Source organism: Heterorhizobium halophytocola (assembly GCF_017873095.1).
GTDB lineage: Bacteria > Pseudomonadota > Alphaproteobacteria > Rhizobiales > Rhizobiaceae > Allorhizobium > Allorhizobium halophytocola.
This window is the reverse complement of the sequence record NZ_JAGGJU010000018.1, coordinates 1-24,648: the sequence shown is the minus strand read 5'-3', so window position 1 is coordinate 24,648 and position 24,648 is coordinate 1. Positions and strand designations below refer to the sequence as shown.

Below are 24,648 nucleotides of genomic sequence, written 5' to 3'. Positions count from 1 at the left end.
TCCGTTCAGTTCATCGATTGCGGCAGGAAAAGTGCCAGCTGCGGGAAGAGGCAGAGCAGGACCAGCATGACGAAACCGGCCAGGACGAAGGGAACCAGGCCCTTGAACACGTCCTCCAACTGCAGTCGTCCGTTGGAGGATGCCTGCACCACGAAGCAGTTGATCCCGACGGGTGGCGTCACCGCGCCGATTTCCACCAGCAGCACGACGAAGACGCCGAACCAGATGGGATCAAAGCCGAGCTTCATCATCACCGGATGGGTGATCGGCAGCGTAATTGCCAGAAGGGCCGGAGCGTCCATCATCATGCCGAGCGCCAGATAGATGCCGACGATGATCAGCACGATGATCCAGCGATTGACGTCGAGGCCGGTCAGGAAGCCTCCGGCGGCATTGGCAACGCCACTCAAGGCAAGGAATTTCGAGAAGATCAGCGCGCAGATGATGATGCCGAAGATCATCGCAGAGGTGCGCACCGTATCGAGCAGCACATTCATCAGGTCGATATTGCGGATGCCGCGGCGGCGGATGATTGCCAGGACGAAGGTGAGCATGGCGCCGATGCCGCCGGCTTCGGTCGGGGTGAAGACGCCGATATAGAGGCCGGAAATGATCACCACGATGACCAGCACCAGGGGACCGGCGAGCCGCAGGGAATAGAGCTTTTCCTTCCAGCTGTAATGGGCGATTTCGACCGGCGCCTTTTCCGGGTGGCGCTTGACGGTGATGTAGATGGCGATGCAGAGCAGCAGCGCGAACACCAGGCCGGGAATGATGCCGGCGATCAGCAGTCCGCTGATGCTGGAATTGGTGAGGATGCCGTAGACCACCACCAGCGAGCTTGGCGGGATCATCACGGCCAGCGTGCCGGCGATCGCGATCGAGGCGGATGCCAGTCCCTTGTCATACCCGCGATCGAGCATTTGCGGCAGAGCGAGCTTGGTGAAGACGGTGGCCGTGCCGACGCTGGAACCCGATGCGGCACCGAAGGCTGCCGCCCCGATCGTTGTGGAGATCGCAAGGCCGCCCGGCAGGTTGCCCAGCCACTTGGTGGTCGCCTCGAACAGGTCTTCTCCGAGCCCCGCCTGCATGGCGAAATAGCCCATCAGCAGGAAGAGCGGGATGACGCTGAAATGGAAGCTGTGGGTGGTGTCGTAGAAGACGGTGCTCAGGATCGAGGTGGCCGGCGCCACACCGGCGATCGCGGCAAGACCGGCAACACCGATCAGTCCCAGCGACACCATGACATTGACGCCGAGCAGGATCGCGGCAAACAGCAGGACGGCGCCGATCAGTCCAAATTCAAGTCCGGTCATCAGATTGCTTCCTCCGGCGAAACGCCGTCGATATCGTGGCCCGGCAGGTCGACGCCGGCGGCGGTCAACACGGTGTCGATGGCGAACTGGATGGTGATCAGCAGCACGCCGAACGCGCAGACCATTTTCACGGGGTAGAGCGGGAACTGGATGCTGCCCCATTCGTGCTCGTCGAAGGCGTAGGACTTCATCGCGAACTGGAAGACCGCATAGGTGCACCACGCAAAGAAGATGAAGCCGAGAAGCATCGCGAGCGTCGACGCGACCTGGCGCCAGAGGGGCGAGAAATTCTTGGTCAGCAGGACCACCTGGATGTGACCGCCTTCATATTGGGTCAGCGCGAAGGACAGCGTGATCAGCACAGTCAGCATCGACTCGGTGAGTTCGAGCGTGCCGTCGATCGGGGCGTTGAAGAGATAGCGCCCGGCGACATTGGCGACCACCAGCACCATCATCAGGAAGGTCGTGATGCCGGCAGCCACGCCGCAGGCGAAAAGAAGGCGCCCGTAGAGCGCACGAAAGCGAAGCAGATAGGACATGACATCCTCCCCAGGATCGATGGACAGTCGACGCAGCAGCGGGGTGCCGGCGCAGGGGGCCGGCATCCCTTCTTGAGGTTCGGTGGAGCTTACGGCTGCAGTTGCTTGACGATCTCGTCAGGCTCGACGCCGGCCGCTTCCGCCCGCTTGATCCACTGTTGACGCACGGCCTGCACGGCATCGGACTTGACCACGTCGTCGAGTGCGTTCTTGTCGAAGTCGATGACGGTCACGCCGTCCTTCTTCCAGGCTTCGCGCACCGCGTTGATGTCGTCTTCGAGCATCTTGTTGTAGGTGACGGAGTAGTCGTGGTTCAGCTGGTCGACCACCTTGCGGGTCGCCTCGTCCATGTTGTTGTAGGTGTCGAGATTCATGCCGATCAGGTGGCCGAAGGAGGCACCGAGCGGCAGCTCGATATAGTATTTGGCGACTTCGTCATACTTCCAGCCACGCGCGAGCGCCGGGCCGATGGGCGTGCAGTCGATGATGTTGCGCGAAAGCGCGTCATAGGCTTCGGCCGTGTTGATCGAAACCGGCGATGCACCGAGCGCCTCGAACAGGGCCGGATAGGCAAAGCCGTAGCTGCGGATGCGCAGGCCCTTCAGGTCTTCCACCGTCTTCACCGGCTTGGTGCAGAGCAGACCGTAGCTTTCGAGCGGTCGGTAGCCGACGGCCTTGATATTGGCCTTGGCAAGCTCCTCTTCGAATTGCGGATATTTCTCATGCCATTCCGCCATCAGTTCGGCGATCTTGAGCGGGCCGTTTGGCTGCGGGATGAAGAAGCCGACGGCATTGTTGAGCGGGAAACGGTCAGGAAAATAAGGGGTGATGATGTCGCCGAAATCGCCGAGACCGGCGCCGAGCGCATCCGGGATCTCTCCGGTCTTGGCGACGCTGCCGCCCCAGAAGACCTGGATCTCGTCCTTGCCGCCCGTCCGCTTCTTGAATTCGTCGACATACCACTGCGTCGAGCGCGCCTGGGCGTCGCCTGCGCCCTGCGGCTTGAAGGTGATCCATTTGTAGGTTTCGGCCTGTGTGGCGGTGGCGAACGCGGCCGTTGCGCCGACAACGGCAAATACGGCACCGGCGAGATGCTTTTTCAAAGCCATCAAGGTAATCCTCCCTTGCTAGATAATTCTGGCCCCTCCTCAGGGTGCCAGCAGCTAAACGCAATTACGCCAATGCCGCAAATATCAATTGGGCATGGTCGCGATACCGTTTCGGCATGGCTACTTCCAGATTTCGCGTGCCACCAGATCGTCGACAATCGTCTTGATCGCCCGGATAACCAGTTGCGGTGCGGGCTTGTTTGCCTGGTCCCGGTGGATCGTGGTGCACAGCGTCCAGTTGATCTGCGGATCGGTGATCGGCACGGCATCTACCGTTCCATGCTGCATCTCCGACAGGACCCCACCATAGGTCAGGATGGTGTAGCCGAGCCCGTAGCGCACCAGCGCCTTGGTGATCCAGATGCCGTCGGAACGATGGATCACGTTGAGTTGGAGATTATGCTGCTCGGCATGGCGGTCGATCAGGAAACGCAGAAAATTCGGGCGGCTCGGCATGACCAGCGGCAGTTTGACCGCTTCGGCAAGGGTGTAGCTCGGCCGGTCGATGGTGCCGGCCTTGCCGATCACCCAAAGATGCTCGCGCAGAAGATTAGTGCTGATAAACATGTCCTCCGGCGGCGCATCATGCATGACGGCGACACCGATCTCGTTTTGCTTCAGCATGCGCAACAGGTCGCCGCTGAAGCCCTCGCGGAAACGCAACTCGATATCCGGATAGTTCTTCCTGATGTAGTCGAGCAGCGGCGGCGCGATCAGTTCACCGGGCGTCGGCGGCAGGCCGACCGTCACCACGCCGCGCGGGGAATGCGACTGACTGGTGACGTCGTTGACCGTCTGCTCGATCTGATTGAAGATCGTGTAGGCCCGAGTCAGCAGCACCTCGCCTGCCTCCGTCAGGTCCACGCCGCGCGAGGAGCGCAGGAAAAGCGGTGTCTGCAGCGCCGCTTCCAGCTTGGAAATCTGCCGGCTCAGCGCCGGTTGGGCGATGTGCATCCGCTGGGCCGCGCGGGTGAAATTCTTCTCCTCCGCGACCGACACGAAATAGCGCAGGGCAATGAGGCTGATGTCTTGCAAAGGGGCCATAGGGATCTGCGGTCAGCACGAGGTCGCCACGTTGCGGTAAACGGCATAGTGCCGGGTCCGCCCGCGTGGCCGTCGATGACGTCATAGCGCATGGACGCGTCCGTGGCCAACCGGGATCGCGCTGCCGGGCTGGTCCAAGGCAAGACGACCCGTTGCGCGGATCATCGATCGCCGGCCGATCGACGCGACGCTGCACGCCGTCAATAGGACAAGCGCAAGGCTACGCCGATCCGTCGGCACAACAGATCGACCAAGAATACACCTATGATCGATCAGCAACCTTTGGTAGATTGCCAAGGCACCTGATGAGGCCGGGCATCGCGACGGCTGGTCTTAGAGATGTCGAATGCCAGCTGAAGAGCAAGGCGATCGAGACGGCAGCCTGTGGTTTAACGCGGGGCGCCGGGGTACGGCTCAGGCGGGACTGGTTGGTCTGGTCCTGCCCGCGTCGTCTAGGCCTTGCCCGGTCGGTCAGCAGGTTTCTGTCCGGCTGACGCATTATTGCAGGTTGCGGCATGTGCCGGCTGGGGCAGGCAGTATGCTTCTGTCGCAAGCCATGTGTCGATGTGGGGATCGTTGAAGTCGGCCGAGGGTCATATGGTGCATTTTCTCCCTGAAATACTTCGTGTCCCCCTGGTCAGCCGGGCTTTCTCCCTGCTCGTCGTCGTCGCTCTCGTTGCCGGATGCGCCGGGCGACCCAAAGGCGTCATGGTGCCGGTCGCCGCCGCCCCGCCGCCTGCTGCGTCCAAGGTCGGCATGCTCGTTGCCACCACCCGCACCCCGTCGGGGGATCCGGCGACACTGTTTGCCGGTGAGCGCAGCGCCATGCCCTATTTCACCGCCATCGACATTTCGATCCCGCCCGAGACGGCGCGCCAGAGCGGCACCGTGCAGTGGCCGAAACGGTTGCCGCCCAACCCCGCCACAGATTTTGCCGTGACCAAGGTCGCGCAGATCCATACGCCAACCGAGGGGCGGCAATGGTTTCGCCAGCACATCGCCGGCGGTCACGCGCTCGTCTTCGTCCACGGCTTCAACAATACCTACGAAGACTCGGTCTTCCGCCTTGCGCAGATCGTCCACGATTCCAAGGCCGAGGCGACGCCGATCCTGTTTACCTGGCCGTCGCGGGCCGAACTGTTGGCCTATAATTACGACAAGGAAAGCACGAACTATTCCCGCACGGCGCTGGAGCGGACGCTGCGGGTGCTGGGGGACGACCCCGATGTGAAGGACATCACCATTCTGGCCCATTCCATGGGCACCTGGCTGACGATGGAATCCCTGCGGCAGATGGGCATCCGGGAAGGGCATGTGCATCTGAAGATCCACAATGTCGTGCTTGCCTCGCCCGATATCGATATCGACGTCTTCGCCAAGCAGTATGTCGAGATGGGCTCGCCGAAGCCGAAGTTCACCATCTTCGTATCCCAGGACGACAAGGCGCTCGCGGCATCAAGGCTGATTTCCGGCAATGTGCTCAGGGTCGGCGCGATCAATCCGGCAACCGAGCCCTATCGGTCGCAACTGGAGCAGGCGGGCATCACCGCGATCGACCTGACGCAGGTCCGCACGGAAGACAGCCTCAACCATGGAAAGTTCGCCGAAAGCCCCGAGATCGTGCAGTTGATCGGTAAGCGGTTGGTGACCGGACAAACGCTGACCGATCAGGATATCACGCTCGGCGACGGAATCACTGCCGTCATCGCCGGCACCGCCAACGGCATCGGCACCGTTGCGGCGGCGACCGTCAGTGCGCCGGTCGAGATCATCAGTGCGGCCGGTAGACCCAAGGCGAAACCCGCCGAGATAAAGGATACGCTGTTTGTCGATCCCAATTCCGAGCCGCTGACGAATTGAGCCGGATGTCCAGGTGAATAGCGAAGTGCGGCGCGGTCGGCACGTGCCCGCCGCGGCCGCCGCTTGCTCAGACCGCCGGCTGCACGACCTGCAATTCGGTCATGTCGGTGACGCCTGAGATGCGCTTGAGAAGAATTTCGCCCATCAGGCGCCCCGCGGCTTCCAGGTCCTCGTAGACAACCGGCACGGCCGGGCGGATCTGGTCGAAAATCCCGGATGTCTGCTTGGCGACGAGGTGGATATCCCGGCCGAGCGTCAGTCCCCGATCGTGGACCGCGGCGATCGCCGCCATGGCGGAGGTCTCACCGCCGCAGAGCAGTCCGTCGGGACGGTCATCCTGGCCCAGGCGTTGCAGCAGCCAGGACTGGATCTCGTGCGGGCTGTTGTCCAGCGTGATGCCGCTTGCGATCTCGAAGGCCACGCCCTCCTCGCGCACCGCGGTCATGAAGCCGTGGCGCATGTGATGGCAGAAGGTGAAGCGTTCCGGCGGCAGCAGGGTCCAGAGCCGGTTGCAGCCGGCGGCAATCAGCTTTTTCACCGCCTGATAGGCAAAGCCGAAATTGTCGTAGTCGACGTAAGGATGCGGCGAGGCAAGCTCGGTGCGGCCATGGCAGACGAAGGGAAAGCCGTTTTCGTTCAGCAGCTTGATGCGTTCGTCTTGGGGTTCGGTGCGGCTGAAGACCATGCCGTCGGCCATGCGGTTGCGCAGGATATGGCGCACCGGATCGGCGTCCGGCGTGTCGGAAAAATGCGGTGTTATGACCAGGTGATAGGCCGTGCCGCGCAACGCCGAGGACAGGCCGGATATGACCGAGGTGGCATAGCCGAGGATTTCCTCATGCGGATCGAGAACCAGACTGATCACATTGGTGCGGCCGGTGCGAAGACGCTGTGCGGCACGGTCCGGCAGGTAGCCGATGGCATCGGCAGCGGCCCGCACCTTGCGCCGCGTTTCCAGCGCGATCTGTGGTGCGTCTGCCAGCGCCCGCGACACCGTGGTGACGGCAAAGCCGGTGATTTCGGCGATGGTCTTCAGTGTCGGCTTTGCGCTTGCCGCGCCGCCAGCTTTGCGGGCGGGGGCGTGCTCCGGCGGCAAACCGCGAGGCTGCTCATCGTTCATGTCGGTTCTCCAGCGGACAACTCCTCCTTGTCCGGCAGCGCTTTGCAAGTCGCTGATTTAAAACGTTATAAATTCAATCCGCTAATCTTGCAAGGTCACTGAGAGGCGCGAGCCAAACTCGGCTTTTCCGAAAGGCGCGTTATTTCATTGACTTAAGGCGGTAGCATTTTCTTTGGGTGGCAATCGACGTGCTTGACAGCGCTCCCATGTATAACGTTATAAATGGGCACAGCCGGTAGGAGAGCCGGTTTTTGACAGGGAGGCTACAATGGCATTTCGTATTGCATCGCATTTGGCGACGGCTGTTGCCGTTATCGGTTTGACGGCCGGTTCGGCTGCGGCCGAAGAGCAGGTCGAGGTTCTGCACTGGTGGACGTCCGGCGGCGAAGCCGCGGCGCTCAACGTGCTGAAGGACAACCTCAAGAAGGAAGGCGTCGACTGGAAGGACATGCCGGTTGCCGGCGGTTCCGGCGTCCAGGCGATGACCGCGCTGCGGGCGCGCGTCACCTCCGGCGATCCGCCGACGGCCGTGCAGATGCTCGGCTACGACATCAAGGACTGGGCCGAAATGGGCGTGGTCGGCAATCTCGACGACGTTGCCAAGGAAGGCAACTGGGACAAGGTGATCCCGGCAGCCCTGCAGGAATTTTCCAAGTATGACGGCCACTGGATCGCGGCACCCGTCAACGTCCACTCGACCAACTGGCTGTGGATCAACAAGGCCGCCCTCGACAAGGCCGGCATGGAGCCGCCGAAGAGCATGGACGAGCTGTTCACCATGCTCGACAAGTTCAAGGAGCAGGGCATCACCCCGCTCGCCCATGGCGGTCAGCCCTGGGAAGACACCACCCTCTGGGAAGCCGTGGTGCTTTCGGAAGGTGGCATGGACTTCTACAAGAAGGCGATCATCGATCTCGACACGGACGCCTTGTCGGGCGACACCATGCGCAAGGTCTTCGACGACATGACCAAGCTGCGTGGCTATTTCGACGACAACTTCTCCGGCCGCGACTGGAACCTGGCATCGGCCATGGTCATCGAAGGCAAGGCCGGCGCCCAGGAAATGGGCGATTGGGCCAAGGGTGAATTCCTGCGCGCCGACAAGGTGCCGGGTAAGGACTTCGTCTGCATCCGCTTCCCCGGCACGCAGGGCTCGGTGCTGTTCAACTCCGACCAGTTCGTCATGTTCGATGTCGGTGACGACCAGCACGATGCCCAGATGAAGATGGCCAAGGCCGTCGAGGATCCGGGCTTCCAGGTCGCCTTCAACACCGTCAAGGGTTCGGTCCCTGCCCGCACCGACGTCTCGGACGAAAAGTTCGACGATTGCGGCAAGAAGGGGATGAAGGATCTGGCGGAAGCGGCCGAAAGCGGCAAGCTGGCCGGTTCGCTCGCCCATGGTCACGCCCAGCCGTCTTCGGTCAAGGAAGCGATCTTCGACGTCGTGACCCAGCACCTGAACGGCCAGTTGACCACCGACGAGGCGCTGAAGCGTCTGCCGGAAGCCGTCGCTGCCGCGCAGTAAGACGGGCCCCGGCCCATCTGCTCCAAGCAAAACCAGGCGACCGGGACATTCCCGGTCGCATCCTTGCCTGACGGTGTGCCGGCCGGAGCATCAGCCTTGATCCGCCGCCACGATCGGAGACTTCCGCCATGACGAATATCGAGCCCGCACCGCTTGTCGAACCGGAGCGACCCGGCCCAGCTTTCGCCGACAGGGTCCGCACGCTGCTGCCCAAGATGGTGCTGGCACCGTCCTTCGCCATCACCCTGATCTTCGTCTACGGTTTCATCCTGTGGACCGTCTATCTGTCGTTCACCACCTCGCGCATCCTGCCGGTCTACAAATGGGGCGGTTTCGATGCCTATTTCCGGCTCTGGTCGCAACCCAACTGGTATGTGGCGATGGAGAACCTGGCGATTTTCGGCATTCTCTATATCGGCTTCTGCATCGCCATCGGGCTTTTCCTGGCGATCCTGATGGATCAGCGCATCCGCGCCGAGGGCGTGCTGCGGCCGATCTTCCTCTATCCGATGGCGCTGTCCTTCGTCGTTACCGGCACGGCGTGGAAGTGGTTCCTCAATCCCGGCCTCGGTCTGGAAAATACCGTGCATCACTGGGGCTTCACCAATTTCAAGTTCGACTGGCTGGTCAATCCCGACATGGCGATCTACACGGTGGTGATCGCCGGCGTCTGGCAGGCCTCCGGCTTCGTCATGGCGATGTTCCTGGCAGGGCTGCGCGGCATCGACGGCGAGATCATCAAGGCCGCCCAGATCGACGGGGCGACGACGGTCGCGACCTACCGGCGGATCATCATTCCCTTGCTGCGCCCGGTCTTTCTGTCGGCCTTCATCGTGCTGGCGCACATGGCGATCAAGTCCTATGACCTGGTGATCGCGCTCACCGGCGGCGGCCCCGGCAATGCGACCGAACTGCCCTCGACCTTCATGTATTCCTATACCTTCACCCGCAGCCAGATGGCCGTCGGTTCGGCCAGTGCCGTGATGATGCTGATGGGGATCACGGCGATCATCGTTCCCTATCTCTATTCCGAACTCAGGGAGAAGCGCTGATGTCGACTGCAAGCGATACCGTGAGCGCCGGCCAGGCCAAGGGCGCACGCTACGTCATCTACGGCGCCCTCATCGTGCTGGCGCTGATCTATCTGCTGCCACTCTATGTGATGCTGACGACCTCCCTGAAGTCGCTCGGCGAGATCCGTGGCGGCGACATGCTGGCGCTGCCGACCGCGCCTTCGATCGATGCCTGGGCGAAGGCCTGGGGCACGGCCTGCATCGGGGTGACCTGCGAGGGGATCAAGGGCTATTTCTGGAACTCGATCAAGATGGTCGTGCCTGCCGTGCTGATTTCCACGGTGCTCGGCGCGCTCAACGGCTACATCCTGACGAAATGGCGCTTTCCCGGCCACAAGCTTATCTTCGGCATGATGCTGTTTGCCTGCTTCATTCCGTTCCAGGCGGTGCTGATCCCGATGGCCCGCATGCTCGGCATCATGGGCATCGCCAATACCACGACGGGTCTCGTCTTTGTCCATGTCTGCTACGGCCTCGGCTTCACCACGCTGTTCTTCCGCAACTACTACGAGGCCTTCCCGGACGAGCTGATCAAGGCGGCGATGATGGATGGCGCAGGCTTCTTCCGCATCTTCTGGCGGATCCTGCTGCCGACCTCCGGGCCGATCATCGTGGTGACGGTGATCTACCAGTTCACCAATATCTGGAACGACTTTCTCTTCGGCGTATCGTTCTCGTCCGGCGAGGCTTCGCCGATGACGGTGGCGCTCAACAATCTCGTTTCCTCCTCTACCGGGGTGAAGGAATACAATGTCGACATGGCAGCCGCCGTGTTCGCCGCCCTTCCGACCCTTTTCGTCTACGTCGTGGCCGGCCGCTACTTCGTGCGCGGCCTGATGGCCGGCGCCGTGAAGGGCTAAGGGCGACAAAGCAGGATCAAAGACCCATGAGCTTTCTGAAGATCGACAAACTCACTAAGAAGATCGGCAATACCGAGGTGCTGAAGGGCATCGATATCGAGCTGGAAAAAGGCGGCTTTCTCGTGCTCGTCGGGCCTTCCGGCTGCGGCAAGTCCACCCTGCTCAACACCATTGCCGGGCTTTTGCCGATCACCTCGGGCGATGTCATCATCGACAACCAGGTGGTCAACGACCTGCATCCGTCGAAGCGCGATATCGCCATGGTGTTCCAGTCCTATGCGCTCTATCCGAACATGACGGTTGAGGAAAACATCGCCTTTGCGCTGGAGATGCGCGGCGTCTCGAAGGAAGAACGCAAGACGGCGGTGGCGCAAGTCGCCAAGACCCTGCAGATCGACCACCTGCTCGACCGCCGGCCGAGCCAGCTTTCGGGCGGCCAGCGCCAGCGCGTCGCCATGGGACGCGCGCTCGTGCGCCAGCCGCGGGTTTTCCTGTTCGATGAGCCGCTGTCCAACCTCGATGCGAAGCTGCGCGTCGAGGTGCGTGCCGAGATCAAGGCGCTGCATCAGAACACCGGCGCCACCATCGTCTACGTCACCCATGACCAGATCGAGGCGATGACGCTGGCAACCAAGATCGTCGTGCTGAAGGCCGGAACGGTTCAGCAGGTCGGCACGCCGTCGGAAATCTACAACCGGCCGGCCAATTTGTTCGTCGCCGACTTCATGGGCTCGCCCGCAATGAACATGCTGGAAGGCAAGGTGGTCGGCGGCAGCGAGAATCCGCATATCGCGCTGTTCAACGACAGCGTGCAGGTGGCGCTACCGGAAGCGGCATCGCTTGCCGAAGGCAAGACGGTGCTGGTCGGACTGCGCCCGGAAGCCGTCACCGATGCCAGCCTGATCGATCCGCATGCCGGCAAGGTCGCCGAGGTCAAGGCGAAGATCACCATGGTCGAGCCGACCGGGTCGGACACCTTCGTTGCGGCCGACCTCGCCGGCCAGGCCTTTACCGGCCGCGTGCGGGCGGAATTGCCGGTCAGGGTCGGCGAGGAATTCGCCTTCAATCTCAACCTCGACAAGGCCGTCGTTTTCGACCCCGAGACGACGCAACGGATCGGCTGAGGCTTCCGCCGGTCCGGGCGCGGCCCTTGCTGCGTCGCGTTGCCTTCGGATGCGGTGTCAGCGCTGGCCGTAGGTCGGGTGGCTCAGCGCCTGCAGGATGCCGCGCAGTTCGGCCAGCCCCTTCAGCCGGCCGATGGCCGGATAGCCCGGCTGGGCGCCGCGGGTGATGTCGTCCAGGATCTCCTGGCCATGGTCGGGCCGCATGGGGATCTCGCAATCAGCGCGACCGGCCGACCGGCGCCGTTTTTCCTCGCGCAGCAGGGCCGCGATCACCGCCACCATGTCCGTGCCGCCGGCCAGGTGCTCGTCCTCGAAGAAGGAGCAGGGCAGGGTGTCGGCCTCGCGGGTGACATTGCGCAAGTGGACAAAATGAATGCGCGAGCCGAGGCGGTCGATCATGCCGGGAAGGTCGTTGTCGGCGCGCGCGCCGAGCGAACCGGTGCACAGCGTCATGCCGCTGGCGGGACTGTCGACCGCGTCCAGCACGGCGCGGTAGTCGCTCTCCGTCGACATGATCCGCGGCAGGCCGAGCAGCGGCCATGGCGGATCGTCGGGATGGCAGCAAAGACGCATGTCGAGCTTTTCGGCAAGTGGTGCGACCTCGCCGAGGAAGTCGATCAGTCGCTGCCGCAGGGTTGCCGCCGGCGTTTCGGCATAGGTGGCGATATGGCGGCGAAGGTCATCGACGGTGTAGCTCTCCGTCGAGCCCGGCAGGCCGGCGCTGACATTGGCCGCGATGGTGGCACGGGCCGCGTCATCCAACGCGTGGTGACGCTTCTCGGCCGCTGCGAGAACTGCCTCGGGATAATTGCTGGCCGCACCCTCGCGCTTCAGGACGAACAGATCGAAGGCGACGAAATCGATGAGATCGAATCGCATGGCGCGGGCACCGAGAGGTGTTTCCCAGCGCAGGTCCGTCCGGGTCCAGTCGAGCACCGGCATGAAATTGTAGCAGACGGTGTGGATGCCGCAGCGCGCGAGGTTTTCGAGGCTCTGCTTCCAGGCAGCAAGATGGGTGCGTGCCTCGCCACCACCGGTCTTGATCGCCTCGGAGATCGGGATGCTTTCGACCAGTTCCCAGTCCAGGCCGCCGGCCCGGGCTTCCCGCTGGCGCTTCTCGATCTCATCGACGCTCCAGGCGGTGCCCGTCGGCACGTGATGAAGCGCGCTGACAAGGCCCTCGGCCCCTGCCTGTGCCGCATCCTTGACGGTCACCCGATCCACTGGCCCGAACCAGCGCCATGTCTGTCTCATAGGGTACTTCCAAATTCCAGATAGTTGTTCTGTGCGACGATGGGATCGTCACTGCCCGAGTGTCAGCTGCACCTTGCAGGCACGGCTGCGATCGCTGGCGATGGCAAAGGCTTCGTCGGCCTTCTCCAGCGGATAGACGCCGGAGATGATCGGCCGCACATCGACCGTCCGCGTCGATATCAGCCTGGCGGCCTCGGCGAATTCCGCGTGGAAGCGCTGCGTGCCGCGATAGGTGATCTCCTTGCCGACGATCGCATTCAGCGGTACCGACGTGTCGCCTGCGACACCGACCTGGATGATCGTGCCGCGTGGACGGACGCAAGCGATTGCGCTGCGGATGGCGGAAGGGGCGGCGGAGCACTCGAAGGCGACGTCGATCATGCCCTTGTCGATCTGCAGGTCGGCCAGTGCATCGCCATTGCTTCCGACATTGACGACCCGGTCGGCGCCCATGGCCATAGCGGTCGCAAGGGCGAAATCCTGCAGGTCGGTGACGATGATTTCACCGGCACCGGCTTGGCGTGCGGCAGCGGCGGTGAGGGCGCCGATCGGCCCGGCGCCGGTGATCAGCACGCGCTTGCCCCTGATGTCTCCGGCCTGGTTGACCGCATGCAGGCAGACCGAAAGCGGTTCGCAGCAGGCTGCTTCACCGGGGGTGACCAGATCGCCCATCGGGTAGCATTGCGCCGCGTTGACGGCCAGCGTCTCGCGGAACATGCCCTGTTCGTGCGGCAGGCGCATGGCGCTGCCCATGAAGCGCATCTCCAGGCAATGGATCGGCAGGCCTTCGTTGCAGAAGCGGCAATGGCCGCAGGGCTGGCTGGGGTTGACCGCGACCAGGGTCCCGAGCGCCAGGGTCGAAACCCCGTCGCCCAGCGCCTCGACGATGCCGGAGGCTTCATGACCCAGGATGATCGGCTCGCGCACGCGCACGGGGCCGAAGCCGCCGTCGAGGAAATAGTGCAGGTCGGAGCCGCAAATGCCGCCGGCCTGCATCCGCAGCAGCACCTGCTGCGGTCCGGGGCGGTCGCCGGCTATCTGTTCGACGCGCAGATCATGGGCGGCATGCAGCCGGCAGACGGCGTTTTGCAGGGGATTGTTCATGGTCGCATCTCTCAATGACCGAAGACCGCATTGGGCAGCCAGGTCGACAGGAAGGGAATGTAGGAGACGAGTGCCAGAACGAAGAGATTGGTCAACAGGAACGGCACGATCGCCACGACGACTTTCGACAGCGGTACGCGGGCGATGTTGGCGCAGAGGAACAGGCAGACGCCGACCGGCGGTGTGGTGAGGCCGATCATCAGGTTCAACACGGCAAAGGTGGCGAAGTGGATCGGGTCGATGCCCGAGGCGGTCGCGACAGCGAGCAGCGGCGGGAACAGAATGATCAGCGCGGCGATCGTCTCCATGAACATGCCGACGATCAGCAGCAGGAGGTTGATCATCAGGATGATCAGGATCTGGTTGTCGGTGATCGCAAGTACGGCCGAGCTGATTGCCTGGGGGATCTGCTCGGCGGCCAGAATCCAGCCGAAGACATTGGCAAAGCCGACCAGGACAAGGATGCCCGCGGCGCTCACCGAGCTGTCGATGATGATGGTGACGATGCTGGAAAGCGTCAGGCCGCGATAGATGAAAAGGCCGACGACAATGGCGTAAAGGCAGGCGACGATAGCCGTTTCGGTCGGGGTGACCAGACCGCTCAGCAGGCCGCCGATGATGAGCGCGGTCATCAGCAATGCCCAGAAGGCATCGAGAAAGGCCGACCACAGCTCTCGCGCGCCACGCCAGGGTTCGCGCGGGAAATTGTTGCGGCGGGCCATGACATAGCAGGTCACCATGAGCCCGATGCCGAGAAGCAGGCCCGGAATGGCTCCGGCCATGAACATGCGCCCGACCGAGACGCCGGTCAACGAACCGACGATGATCATCGGCACGCTCGGCGGAATGATCGGACCAACGGTCGAGGCAGCAGCGGTGAGGGCTGCCGCGAAGGCGCCGCTATAGCCGGCACGCTTCATGCCGGGGATCATGACGCTGCCGATCGAGGCGGCGTCGGCGACTGCCGTGCCGGAAATGCCGGCAAACAGCATGGAGCCGGCGATATTGGTGAGGCCGAGCCCGCCGCGAATCCAGCCGACCAGCGCACTGGCAAAACGGATGATGCGTTCGGTGATGCCGCCGCCGTTCATCAGGTTGCCGGCCAGGATGAAGCCGGGAATGCAGAGCAGGACGAAGACGTCCATGCCGGCATACATCTTCTGCGGGATGGCGACGATCGGAATGCCGCTCAGCACCATGTAGACGAAGGAGGAGAGGCCGAGCGTCACGGCCACGGGCACACCGACGATCAGGCAGGCGATGAAGGTGACGAAGAGGAGAATGGTCGCCATGATCAGTCCTCTGCCTTTCCAAGGGACACTTGCTCGCCGCGGATGATGCGAACAGCCGCCACCAGCGCGAAGATGCAGAGAAGAACCAGCAGCACGAGCATCGTGTAATAGACCCAGCTCATGCTGATGCCCATGGACGGCGATGTCTGCCAGGCGCCGATCGCGGCGAAGTCATAGGCGGGCTTGATCACCAAAGCGGCGAACAGCGCCGTGAGCAGAAGGCTGAGCCCCGTCAGCCAGCGCCGCCAGCGTTCGGAGAGCAGTTCCAGTGCCAGATCGACATTGACCAGATCACCGGTGAGAAGCGCCAGGCCGACGCCGAAGGATACCATGTAGAGCAGCGCATAGCGGGTCAGCTCCTCGGTCCAGATCGGCGATGTCGGCAGGAATGTGCGGGACAGGATCTGGATCGTTACCGATCCCATCAGCACGAGCATCGAGGCCAGCACAAGCAGCCGGCAGACGATGACGAGAACGGAAAGTATGCGCTTCACGGGTGTGCCTCATATGGCGCCGCACCCAACCCTTCGGGAAGGGCCGGATGCGGACTTGCCGGGGGGTGGCGTTATTCGGCGAACAGCTTTTCGACGGTCGGACGAAGGTCTTCAGGCACGCTCTTCAGGACGGCGGGCTTGGCCTTTTCCTTGAAGGCGGCCTGATCGACATCGACGAAGGTCATGCCGGCAGCCTCGAGATCCTTGCGCAGCTGTTCCTCATCCTTGGTAAACAGGTCACGCTCATAGGCCTGGGTCATCTTGCCGGCTTCGAGCACCGCCTTCTGATCTTCCTCGGACAGGCCCTCAAAGGTCTTTTCCGAGATCGTCAGATAGATCCAGGAACGAACGTGCTGGGTCAGGTTCACGTATTTCTGCACTTCGGCGAAGCTGGCGCTCTTGATCAGGGCAAGCGGGTTTTCCTGACCGTCGATGGTGCCGTTCTGCAAGCTGGTAAAGACTTCCGAGAAGGCCATCGGTACCGGATTGGCGCCGAGCGCACGCCAGGTATCCACGAACAGCGGCACGTTGGGCACGCGCATCTTCAGGCCGTTGAGGTCGTCTGGCGTCTTGATCGGCTTGTTGGAGGTCAGGTTGCGCGGGCCACGGGCAAAATAGGCGATCGGGCGGACGCGGGCCTTTTCGATGATCTGCTGTTCGATCTCCTTGCCGACCTCGCCGGAGGCGACCTTGTCCATCTGCTCGAGAGAGGAATAGGCGTAGGGGACCGCAAGCAGGGCCGCCTTCGGTGCCCAGTTCTGAAGGCTTTCGCCGGTGATGGTCATGTCGACGGTGCCGAGCTGCATGCCGTTGATCAGGTCCATTTCCTTGCCGAGTGTCTCGTTCGGATAGACCTTAACCTCGATGCGACCATCGGAAAGCTTCTTCACCTGCTCGCCGAAATAAAGCGAAGCTTTGTTCCAGATATTGTCCTCGTTGGCGAGGTGGCCAAGCTTCAGCGTCACGTCGGCGGCATTGGCCGTTGCGAGGCCGAACATGGCGGTGGCAACGGTTGCCGCCATCAAGGTCTTCATGAGTGATGTCATCGGTATTCCTCCCTGTTTTGCTATCTTTCCCCGATGTGGCCAGGCTCCTCGCGGCCGACCGGGATGTTTGCGCAATGAACGTCGCGACAAGGGCCATTGCGCGTCACCGGACATCCATTTGGTTGCTATCTATTTCACTACCATGGTAGCATGTCAAACGGATTTGATGTTAGCCTCTGGCAAGGGATGCCGGGTGTGATAGGAGCGCAGGCGCATCACGCTTGCGCATGGGGTGATGGCCGGAAACGGGCGGCTCGACCGAAAGGGAGTTGCTCGCAGGATGCAAGGGGACAGGAACGTGGCAAATATGGACACGGCCGACTGGACGTCGGCGATCGATCTGAAACTTCCGATCGCGGTTCAGGCGCATGCCTGGATCAAGCGCGCCATCTTGACCCTGGAGCTGAAGCCGAACGAGGCGCTGAGCGAGAAGGAATTGTCGCTGAAATTCGGCATCAGCCGTACGCCGGTCCGCGAAGCCCTGATCAAGCTTGCCGACGAGGGGCTGGTCGACATCTTTCCCCAGCGCGGCACCTATGTATCGCCGATCCGCATGCCCGAGGTGATCGAGGCGCAGTTCATCCGCGAGGCGCTGGAGACCGCGGTCGTTCGCAAGGCGGCGCAGACGGCGGATTCGGCATTCAAGTCGCGGCTTGTTGCCAATCTTGCGCAGCAGAAGGCCGCGGTGGCAGACGAGCGGCTGGCCGATTTCATGCAGCTCGACGAGCTCTTCCATCATGCCATGTCGGACTTTTGCAACCTGCCGCGCGGCTGGCGGGTCATCCAGAACGTCAAGGGCCAACTGGATCGCGTGCGCTATCTGAGCCTTCCCCACCCCGGTCACGTCAGCCAGCTTTACGTGCAGCACGAGGCGATATGCGAGGCAATCGGGGCCGGCGATGTCGAAGTTGCCGTCGATCATATGAGCCATCATCTGCGCGAGGTGTTCAAGAGCATCAAGGAACTGATGCGCGACAAGCCCTCCCTGTTTGCCTGAGGCGGGGCAGCGGCCTCCCTGCCGCGATATCCGGCGCTGTCCGAAATGGCGAGGACACCGATAAGAGACCGTATGCGTTCGCCCTTCCTTGTCACTCCGTGTCGGATACATGGCCGAGAGTGCAGGGTTCGAGGTGCCGTTCTTGCCATCGGCAGGACCGCGTGCGGAGATGATCGCATACTAAAATTGATTTCAGCCAATGCCTGATGCCAGAATGAGCCTCACTCTCAGCGCCACGTCTTCGATGTTATCTGTCCGGATTCATTTCGACGAACGGTATCGGATTCGTGGCGTTCGGCATGGCCATATGCAGGTGCCGTTATGACGGTGCCGGGTGAATTTCGACCCGTCGTGGCCTTGAACAGGCCTGCCCCGGTCTTTGAACCCGAAGCGACGCCGAAAAGGGGTGCGGGTCTTCTCCTCCCCATCCAGGATCATGGCCCGGTAATGCCGGCTTGCGCGGCGCAGGGGCGGCAGGAGGCGATCGCATGTCGCTAGCCGAAAGTGGACGGGCCCGCCTGGCGCTCAGTCTTCCGCGCCACCGCGCGCAATTGCGCAACGCCGAGGGCCGCGAGATTGCGGCACTTTTCGAACAATATGCGCTGGCTGCGATCACCATCGACAATCTGAGGCGTCATCGGCGGCCACCCGGCGAAATGGTGCATATGTTCCACGGCCTGTGCCTCGACATACAGGCCGAGGTGGTCCGCAAACTTGGCGGGCCGGCCGCAACAGGCTGATGACCGATAGCCCCAGCTGTTGCGAGGGCACCGGATGCGCCGGCCGCTTTGCTCTCGGCGAGGCCTTCGGAACGTCAAAGCGGCTGCCTGAGGCCGTTCACACCCGCTTTCCGACCCTTGCGTGCCGGCCTGTTGTCACCGTGTGCAACCCAGGCGATATCCCTGTCGCCTGTCTGTTTGAAGCCGCGTAGGGATGAGTTCTGGCAACACGCTCCGGCGTATCGTGCCACCCCTGGTGAGCCATGCGGATACTTCACCCCCCCGCGTGTCCGCATGGCTCACTGCCTTCCGCGATATGGCAGATTTGCGGAATAGCCAGACGGGTCGAGACCCGTTCCCATCTCCATGACGTCCGAACTGGAGCCTTTCCAGGAAAAGTGTCGTCGCGGTTTCCGTCCGGACAGGCGTAAAAACAACAAACCAGAGAAGGTCAGGTGAGCTCGTGTTTACCGGACGTGCTCTGGGGCCGGAAGCGACTTCACCGTCGTCAGCGCCCCGATCGCGACCGACACAGGGGGCGTCGGATCTGGGGCGATCTGTCGCTCAGCAACAACGCAACGCTGGGGCTGGCCTATGCCGGCCAGTTCGGCGGCGGGTCCAGCCGGAACGCCATCGTTGCGGCACTTGGCTTGCGGTTCTGAACGCGTGCCGTTGACGCTCGCCACGAAGGTGCCGGGGCCGGCGTCAACCGGACGGCCGGCTGCGCCGTGCCGACCTTCAGTCCTGCAGATATTTATGCTGATCGGACAGCTGCGCCTGTCGGTAATTGGCAATCAGCGCGTCGAAGGCGAAGCGGACATGATCGAAGAGTGTGCCCGAGGCGAAGCTCAGTCTGATATCGCCGGGCGCTCCTGCAATCGCCGCCGGCGCCATCGCAAGCGGGAACTGGATGCGGTAGGAGCGGGTGCCGGAAGCCTGGTCATAGGACATGATCTGTTGCAGATGTACCGTCGCCGGGTCGATGGCATTATGGCGCGTGTCGAGCCGCAGATCCGCGCCGGTCAGACCCTGCTGGAATTTGGCGACATACTGTTCCGGAAAGTCGCCGGCAAAGACCGAGTGTCCCTGTTCGGGCAGCAGCTGGCCGAGGGGTGCGCCGGCTATCAGCTGTTCACCCTTGCTGGCCTTGGTCGTGCGCACGAATATGCCGTCCCGGCTTGCATGGATCGATAGCTGCGAGATCGAGGTCTCGACGATGTCAAGCCGCGCCTTGAGGTCGGAGATCTGACGCAGGGCCGCCTGTGCCTTGCTCTGATCGTCGCCCCGCAGCGATTGGAATGCCAGCAAAGCCTCCCGAACATCAAGCACCAGGCCGGCATGCTCATCCTGCAGCTGCGGGCTCGTCAGGCTGAACAGGCGGTCACCGGCCCTGACGTTGCCGCTGTCGCGAGCATAGTCGAGGAAACCATTGCTCGCCGCGGTAACGGAGTAGTTTTCGGCTGCCGCGATCGACACCGGCACCACGGTGTTGAAGGGGAGGGGGACCAGCAGGGCGAAGGCGATCACGGCGCCCAGGGCAAGGCCGCGCTTGAGCCAGACGCTGCGGGCCTGCGGCAAGGGCTTCTGGATGGCATTTCGCGCTAGCGCGACGACAGGGGTGTGAAACATGGCAATTGCGGCCCAGGCGACGAGGAAAGTGCCGCCGCCCAGATACCGCGGGGCGAGACCCCAGGCGATATTGGTCAGCATGTGGATGCGGTAGACGATCGTGGCGGCGGCATAGCAGGCGAGGAAGGCATTCGTGCCGCTGCCGGGCAGGGTTCCGATGGCGCCGAAGCTTGTGAGGTATTTCAGCAGACCGGAAAAGCGCGCCTGCGCACTTGTATAGAGATTGCGGTTTCCAATCGCGTCGGCGAAGGCAAAATAGCCGTCGAGCTTGACCAGCGGATTGCCGTTGAACAGGATCGAGTTGAGCGTGCAGAAGACGTAGACATTGCCGAGCAGGGTCTGGACATAGCTGCCCTCGGTAAAATGCCAGGCGATAAAGGCAAGCATGCCGATGGTGAGATCGACGCCGATGCCCGCAAGGCTGATGATGACGCGATGCCGCCGCCGCGCACTGAAATCGGCATCCGTGCAATCGACGAAAGGCATCGGGTAGAAGGCAATCAGATTGACGCCGGCGTTCTGCACCTGAACCCCGTATCTGGTGGCGGCCAGTACGTGGCCCAGCTCGTGGATGACCTTCAGGAGCGGTGCGAACAGGCCGAAGGTGAGGATTGCCTCCAGCGAAAAGACGGACTTGAAGCTCTCGAGGGCCTGCCAGCCGTTCTGGGTGCCGACATAGCCGCTGAAGATCGCGAGACAGAGGAAGAACAACAGGAAGCCCGGCGCGACGATCAATTGCGCCAGAGGCATTAGCCGTGCCTGATAGGCGCTGAGGTCCAGGAGAGAGAAGGACATGAAGACGGGATTGAATTTCCGGTGCCCGGCCGTCTCGCTTTTGCGCACACTCTCCAGCATGTGCAGGAAGCCGTAGATGTCGCGGGCCCCCGCGTTCGACAGGTCCGGAGGTGCTCCCGGCTGGCCCATCGCCACCTTGGCCTTGCACAGGCCGGCTGCAAGCGCCCGGGGAATCGTGAAGATCTTGCCGTTCGAACGGTCCCGCGCCAGGAACAGGGCACGCCTGCCCTCCGAGGACGCGTGCAATTCGACCTGCCTTAGAAGTGTAAGCCGAGGTAGATCCATGCCTTGATCCTTAGATATTCGAGGGCATGGCGTGACAGGACGTAGATGCGCGGCGCCCTGCCTGCCTCCACACGGCCAAAGCCCGAAAGGCCGCCGATCAGCTCTCCCTTGCCGGCCTTGACTATCCGCGCGCGCGCCACGAGATGTGTTTCATCACTGTCGCGGGACGCCCGCTCTTCAAAGATCGGGGTCTCCACGACGAAGGCGTAGGGACGGCCATTGAGACCACGGAAATAGACCTCGCCCGGCTGCCCCGGCCTGATCAGGGTTGCATCGACACGGGAGAAGGTCAGGGTCACCGCAAATTCGTCATTCGACTGGATCACCGCGATCTCCTGTCCAGCCGGGACAAAGCGCCCCAGGCCGTCACGGCCGATGGTCCTGATCACCGTACCGGCAACCGGGCTTTTCAGATGCAGTTGCTCGAGCTGTTGATCGTAGCGATCGACCTGGCCCTTGTAGGTTTCGATCCTCTGGGTGGCGAGCTTGTAGTTGCCGTAGTCATTCTTCGCCAGGGCGGCGGTCGCGGTGATCTGCTGCACCGACATCTGCAATTGCGCCTGGGAACGCTTGGCTTCGATATCGGGAGCGGACAGTGTCGCAAGATCTGTATCCGCGGTGACGGTGTCGCCGACATCCGCCGTCATGCTCTGCAGGAAGCTGTCGAATGGCAGGGCGGCGACCACCGACTGTTGCGGTGCGCTGAGCGCGGAGGCGGTGACGATGAGGTCGGCGGGCAGGGCCAGGACAACTGCAGCGGCCACGACCGCCGCAAGGGCCGCACCCTTCCAGAGCGTGTTATTCTTGTCATCCTTGTGGGCCCGGCATTGTGTGGCGATGGACGCCAGGTGGGACAGCATCCCGATCTCATTTGCGATATTCGGCGCGGGATCGATAAGGAAGAGGGCCATGCCGTGTATGCCATTGGCCGGCAGCGCCAGGACGATGCCTGCGGCTCCCAGCGACTCGGCGAGAAGTGCGGATTCCAGTCGATCGTCGTCCATCGATTGAGCGCGCAGATGGATGATGCGGTCCTCGTCGGCACGCTCCAGCTGGCTGACACGGACAAACTCGTCGGCAGATGCTGCAAGCTTGCGGTCGGAGGCGGTGATGAAGCTGCCGCCCCGGGCCCTGCATTCAACGAAGACGGCCGCGCGCGCCAGCTCCTGCTTGAAGATGCTGTTTGCCAGGACCTGCAGCTGGGATTTCTTCTTCAGCGGACCGAGGCCCGCCATGTCCGCCAGCACGCGCGCGATGCGCTCCTGCCCGGCGGCTGTGGCGGTCGGCGGCATGGAAGCCGCGGCCGCCCCCTTGTCGAAGGCCGCAGACAGGCCGGAGAGGATCTCCAGCAAACCCGGCAATTCCGTTACCGGCGGCACGGTGTCGAAAAGCCAGCCGATCCAGCCGGCCTTTCCCCGCGGAACGAGCACGAAGAGGTGCTCGCCCGCGCGCTTCAGAAGCGGCTTGTCGGAAAGGCCTTCGGCCAGTGCCAGGAGGTCGAGACCGGGAGGCAGGGTGCCGAAGACAATATCGGGGGTTGACCCACCCGGCGCGAGACGGGTGAGTGCACTCAAGTGACGAAGCATGGTGCTGTCAGACTTCGATCTTTCCGAACTGATCTTCGTAAGCCTTGATGGACTGGCTCAGAATGACCGCGAGGCGCTTGGCCGCATAGGGGCTCATGACGATGCGGTTGGCGAGCTTGACATTGACCTCGGCCGTGTCCTTGACCGATCCGCGCCAATGCTGGTGGGTCCCGAACAGCAGGAAGAATTCCTCGCGGTTGGCGGTCGCTGTGCCGATATTGGCATAGAGGCTTTCCATGTCGCTGTCGTCCCAGTTGAGCTTGACGCCATTCATCGTCTGCGTCGGTGTCTGGTCCTGCTGCGAGGAGATCGGAGTTGTGTTTGCGTTCGTGCTCATGTTTGGCCTTTTTCCGTTGAGGTTATTGGGCTGCCATCGGCAGTTCGGTGAACAGGTCCGCTGCGGCGCCACCCTCGGGCTTGCTGACGCAGGCGGGGGTTTCGCAAAGAACCCGGTCGACAAGCAGGTCGGTCATGAGAAGGATCAGCTGCTCTGCAGCCAGGGTTTCCATGTTTCCTGATCCAAGTTCCTGCTTGATCGCGTTGATGATGGAGGTACGCAGAATGTCTTCATCAACATGCATGGCCACGAGCTGGGCCACGGTCTGAACGAAGCTGTCGCTGCTGACGATCGACAGCAGCCGGTCGACAAGCGGCACCTCGTGGTTCGGGGCGGCATCGAATTGCGGCTGGTGGTCGACCGGCGGCGACTGCAGATCGAGGCTGGAGAGCTTTTCGTCCTCAAGATGCCACAGGGGGGCACCGATCGCATCGCCCTGCTGGGCCGTGGAGACCAGATCCACGGGATTGGTGCCGGGGAAGTTCGACTGGATGAGATACCAGTGGTCGGTTTTGCTGACCGACCCGTCATCCGTCCATATCCTGCGGAACAGTCCGGCATAGCTGTCGGAGAACAGCACGTCGGAAGCGGTGTCGCCGTAGAAGATGTCGCTGCCCAGCGATCCGATCATGATATCGGCGCCGTCGTCGCCGTAGAGCCGGTCGTAGCCGCCGGTGGTGAAGGCAAAGTTGGTCTCGAGCTTCATCGTGCCCTTGACCTGAGCCGCGGTCGTCAGGGCATAGATGCGCGAGTAGATGATGGTGTCGCCGATCAGGATGTCGGCGCCGTCGCCGCCGCGCAGGGTATCGGCGCCGAAGCCCCCGATCAGGGTGTCGTTGCCGGACCTGCCTTCCATAATGTCGTCGCCATGAATGTCCGGCCTGATGCTGGTCATCCCGGTGACACGATCGACGGCCGAGCGCGCGTTGTACGGATTGCCATAGTCGTAGAGTGACATGGTGACGAGGTCGCCGATCATGATGTCGTCCGACAGGCCGCCGATCAGCAGGTCGTCACCGGCCTGACCGATCAGAAGGTTCTCACCCGTCTCGTCAAGCGCGGTCACCGTATCCTTGCCGCCCAGTTCGAGATTGGTCAGTTCCAGCGTCTTCAGGTCGGTCTGATTGGTGAAGGTCAGGATGCCGTCGTCGCCAAGGGCTACGTCGTCGCCGTTTCCAACATCGATATAGTCGTCGCCGAGAGCACCGATGATCAGATCGTTGCCGCCGCCGCCGAAGAGGCGGTCATTGCCGCCGAAGGTCAGTTGCTCGCTGGCCACCGTGCCACCATCGGCGCTGGCGGAGCGTGTATAGGCACCGGCATCGCCGAGCAGAACGTCCTGACCGTCGCCGGCATGGACGGTGTCGCTGCGGGCACCGCCGATGATGACGTCGTTACCGGTGCCGGTATCGATGACATCGTCGCCTCCGATCTGCGGTGAGGTCGTGGTTAGCGAGACGTCCACGGCATCCGTCCGGACGATCTCGCCACTGTCGCCGATGACCCAGTTGTCGCCGTCGCCCAGGTCGGCCGTGTCAGC

General features: G+C 62.5%; 21 protein-coding genes. 7 read left to right on the top strand and 14 right to left on the bottom strand.

Annotation, left to right across the window (positions count from 1 at the left end; translation table 11 throughout):
- Nucleotides 1-5: 5 nt before the first annotated feature.
- The 4 genes from J2Z17_RS24160 to J2Z17_RS24145 form a co-directional block, all read right to left on the bottom strand.
- Nucleotides 6-1,316, bottom strand: a complete 1,311-nt coding sequence (locus tag J2Z17_RS24160; RefSeq protein ID WP_209949244.1) for a TRAP transporter large permease — start codon at nucleotides 1,314-1,316, stop codon at nucleotides 6-8.
- Entirely contained in the window at nucleotides 1,316-1,855 is a 540-nt protein-coding gene (locus J2Z17_RS24155) for a TRAP transporter small permease subunit (RefSeq protein WP_209949242.1), read from the bottom strand. Before J2Z17_RS24155 ends, J2Z17_RS24160 begins: the two co-directional genes overlap by 1 nt.
- 89 nt (nucleotides 1,856-1,944) lie before the next feature.
- Nucleotides 1,945-2,964, bottom strand: a complete 1,020-nt coding sequence (locus J2Z17_RS24150) for a C4-dicarboxylate TRAP transporter substrate-binding protein (RefSeq protein ID WP_209949240.1) — start codon at nucleotides 2,962-2,964, stop codon at nucleotides 1,945-1,947.
- Nucleotides 2,965-3,084: 120 nt separating this feature from the next.
- Nucleotides 3,085-4,008 carry a LysR family transcriptional regulator gene (locus tag J2Z17_RS24145; RefSeq protein ID WP_209949237.1) on the bottom strand — a complete coding sequence of 308 codons (924 nt, stop codon included), beginning with the start codon at nucleotides 4,006-4,008 and terminating at the stop codon, nucleotides 3,085-3,087.
- A gap of 597 nt (nucleotides 4,009-4,605) precedes the next feature.
- Between J2Z17_RS24145 and J2Z17_RS24140 the strand changes: the two genes are divergently transcribed.
- Nucleotides 4,606-5,868 carry an alpha/beta hydrolase gene (locus J2Z17_RS24140; RefSeq protein WP_209949235.1) on the top strand — a complete coding sequence of 421 codons (1,263 nt, stop codon included), beginning with the start codon at nucleotides 4,606-4,608 and terminating at the stop codon, nucleotides 5,866-5,868.
- A gap of 67 nt (nucleotides 5,869-5,935) precedes the next feature.
- On the opposite strand, the gene J2Z17_RS24135 is transcribed toward J2Z17_RS24140, so the two are convergent.
- Nucleotides 5,936-6,988 carry a LacI family transcriptional regulator gene (locus J2Z17_RS24135; protein WP_209949233.1) on the bottom strand — a complete coding sequence of 351 codons (1,053 nt, stop codon included), beginning with the start codon at nucleotides 6,986-6,988 and terminating at the stop codon, nucleotides 5,936-5,938.
- Between the two features lie 268 nt (nucleotides 6,989-7,256).
- On the opposite strand from J2Z17_RS24135, the gene J2Z17_RS24130 reads away from it, so the two are divergent.
- The 4 genes from J2Z17_RS24130 to J2Z17_RS24115 all read left to right on the top strand — a co-directional run bounded on the left by J2Z17_RS24130 (nucleotide 7,257) and on the right by J2Z17_RS24115 (nucleotide 11,570).
- Nucleotides 7,257-8,513: an ABC transporter substrate-binding protein gene (locus tag J2Z17_RS24130; protein WP_209949231.1), complete on the top strand. Its 1,257-nt coding sequence runs from the start codon at nucleotides 7,257-7,259 to the stop codon at nucleotides 8,511-8,513.
- A gap of 128 nt (nucleotides 8,514-8,641) precedes the next feature.
- On the top strand, nucleotides 8,642-9,565 hold the full coding sequence (locus J2Z17_RS24125; protein WP_209949229.1) for a carbohydrate ABC transporter permease: 924 nt from the start codon (nucleotides 8,642-8,644) through the stop codon (nucleotides 9,563-9,565).
- Complete coding sequence (locus J2Z17_RS24120) at nucleotides 9,565-10,446, top strand: carbohydrate ABC transporter permease (RefSeq protein WP_209949227.1); 882 nt, start codon at nucleotides 9,565-9,567, stop codon at nucleotides 10,444-10,446. Before J2Z17_RS24125 ends, J2Z17_RS24120 begins: the two co-directional genes overlap by 1 nt.
- A gap of 26 nt (nucleotides 10,447-10,472) precedes the next feature.
- Complete coding sequence (locus J2Z17_RS24115; protein WP_209949226.1) at nucleotides 10,473-11,570, top strand: ABC transporter ATP-binding protein; 1,098 nt, start codon at nucleotides 10,473-10,475, stop codon at nucleotides 11,568-11,570.
- A 57-nt stretch (nucleotides 11,571-11,627) separates the two neighbouring features.
- On the opposite strand, the gene uxuA is transcribed toward J2Z17_RS24115, so the two are convergent.
- The 5 genes from uxuA to J2Z17_RS24090 all read right to left on the bottom strand — a co-directional run bounded on the left by uxuA (nucleotide 11,628) and on the right by J2Z17_RS24090 (nucleotide 16,760).
- Nucleotides 11,628-12,824 (bottom strand): mannonate dehydratase, encoded by a 1,197-nt coding sequence (uxuA, locus tag J2Z17_RS24110; protein ID WP_209949225.1) that lies wholly within the window; start codon nucleotides 12,822-12,824, stop codon nucleotides 11,628-11,630.
- 48 nt (nucleotides 12,825-12,872) lie between these two features.
- Entirely contained in the window at nucleotides 12,873-13,928 is a 1,056-nt protein-coding gene (locus J2Z17_RS24105; RefSeq protein ID WP_245224332.1) for an L-idonate 5-dehydrogenase, read from the bottom strand.
- An 11-nt stretch (nucleotides 13,929-13,939) separates the two neighbouring features.
- Entirely contained in the window at nucleotides 13,940-15,220 is a 1,281-nt protein-coding gene (locus J2Z17_RS24100) for a TRAP transporter large permease (RefSeq protein ID WP_209949223.1), read from the bottom strand.
- A gap of 2 nt (nucleotides 15,221-15,222) precedes the next feature.
- Nucleotides 15,223-15,714: a TRAP transporter small permease gene (locus J2Z17_RS24095; protein ID WP_209949221.1), complete on the bottom strand. Its 492-nt coding sequence runs from the start codon at nucleotides 15,712-15,714 to the stop codon at nucleotides 15,223-15,225.
- A 71-nt stretch (nucleotides 15,715-15,785) separates the two neighbouring features.
- The gene (locus J2Z17_RS24090; protein WP_209949219.1) at nucleotides 15,786-16,760 is read right to left on the bottom strand and encodes a TRAP transporter substrate-binding protein; all 975 of its coding nucleotides are present in this window, start codon (nucleotides 16,758-16,760) and stop codon (nucleotides 15,786-15,788) included.
- A gap of 307 nt (nucleotides 16,761-17,067) precedes the next feature.
- Here J2Z17_RS24090 and J2Z17_RS24085 point away from each other — a divergent pair, with 307 nt between their 5' ends.
- Together J2Z17_RS24085 and J2Z17_RS24080 are read left to right on the top strand one after the other, a co-directional pair.
- Entirely contained in the window at nucleotides 17,068-17,757 is a 690-nt protein-coding gene (locus J2Z17_RS24085) for a GntR family transcriptional regulator (RefSeq protein WP_209949337.1), read from the top strand.
- Between the two features lie 488 nt (nucleotides 17,758-18,245).
- A complete protein-coding gene (locus J2Z17_RS24080; RefSeq protein WP_209949217.1) occupies nucleotides 18,246-18,497 on the top strand; it encodes a hypothetical protein in 252 nt (83 codons plus the stop codon).
- Between the two features lie 717 nt (nucleotides 18,498-19,214).
- Here the strand turns inward: J2Z17_RS24080 and J2Z17_RS24075 are convergent.
- From J2Z17_RS24075 to J2Z17_RS24060, 4 genes are all read right to left on the bottom strand, one after another.
- Nucleotides 19,215-21,185, bottom strand: coding sequence for a site-2 protease family protein (locus J2Z17_RS24075; protein WP_209949215.1), 1,971 nt, complete (start codon nucleotides 21,183-21,185; stop codon nucleotides 19,215-19,217).
- The gene (locus J2Z17_RS24070) at nucleotides 21,158-22,759 is read right to left on the bottom strand and encodes an efflux RND transporter periplasmic adaptor subunit (protein WP_209949213.1); all 1,602 of its coding nucleotides are present in this window, start codon (nucleotides 22,757-22,759) and stop codon (nucleotides 21,158-21,160) included. Before J2Z17_RS24070 ends, J2Z17_RS24075 begins: the two co-directional genes overlap by 28 nt.
- A gap of 19 nt (nucleotides 22,760-22,778) precedes the next feature.
- Nucleotides 22,779-23,108 (bottom strand): DUF3467 domain-containing protein, encoded by a 330-nt coding sequence (locus J2Z17_RS24065; protein ID WP_209949211.1) that lies wholly within the window; start codon nucleotides 23,106-23,108, stop codon nucleotides 22,779-22,781.
- Nucleotides 23,109-23,130: 22 nt separating this feature from the next.
- Nucleotides 23,131-24,648 (bottom strand): calcium-binding protein (locus tag J2Z17_RS24060; RefSeq protein ID WP_280923405.1); only part of this gene is annotated, 1,518 nt, incomplete at its 5' end.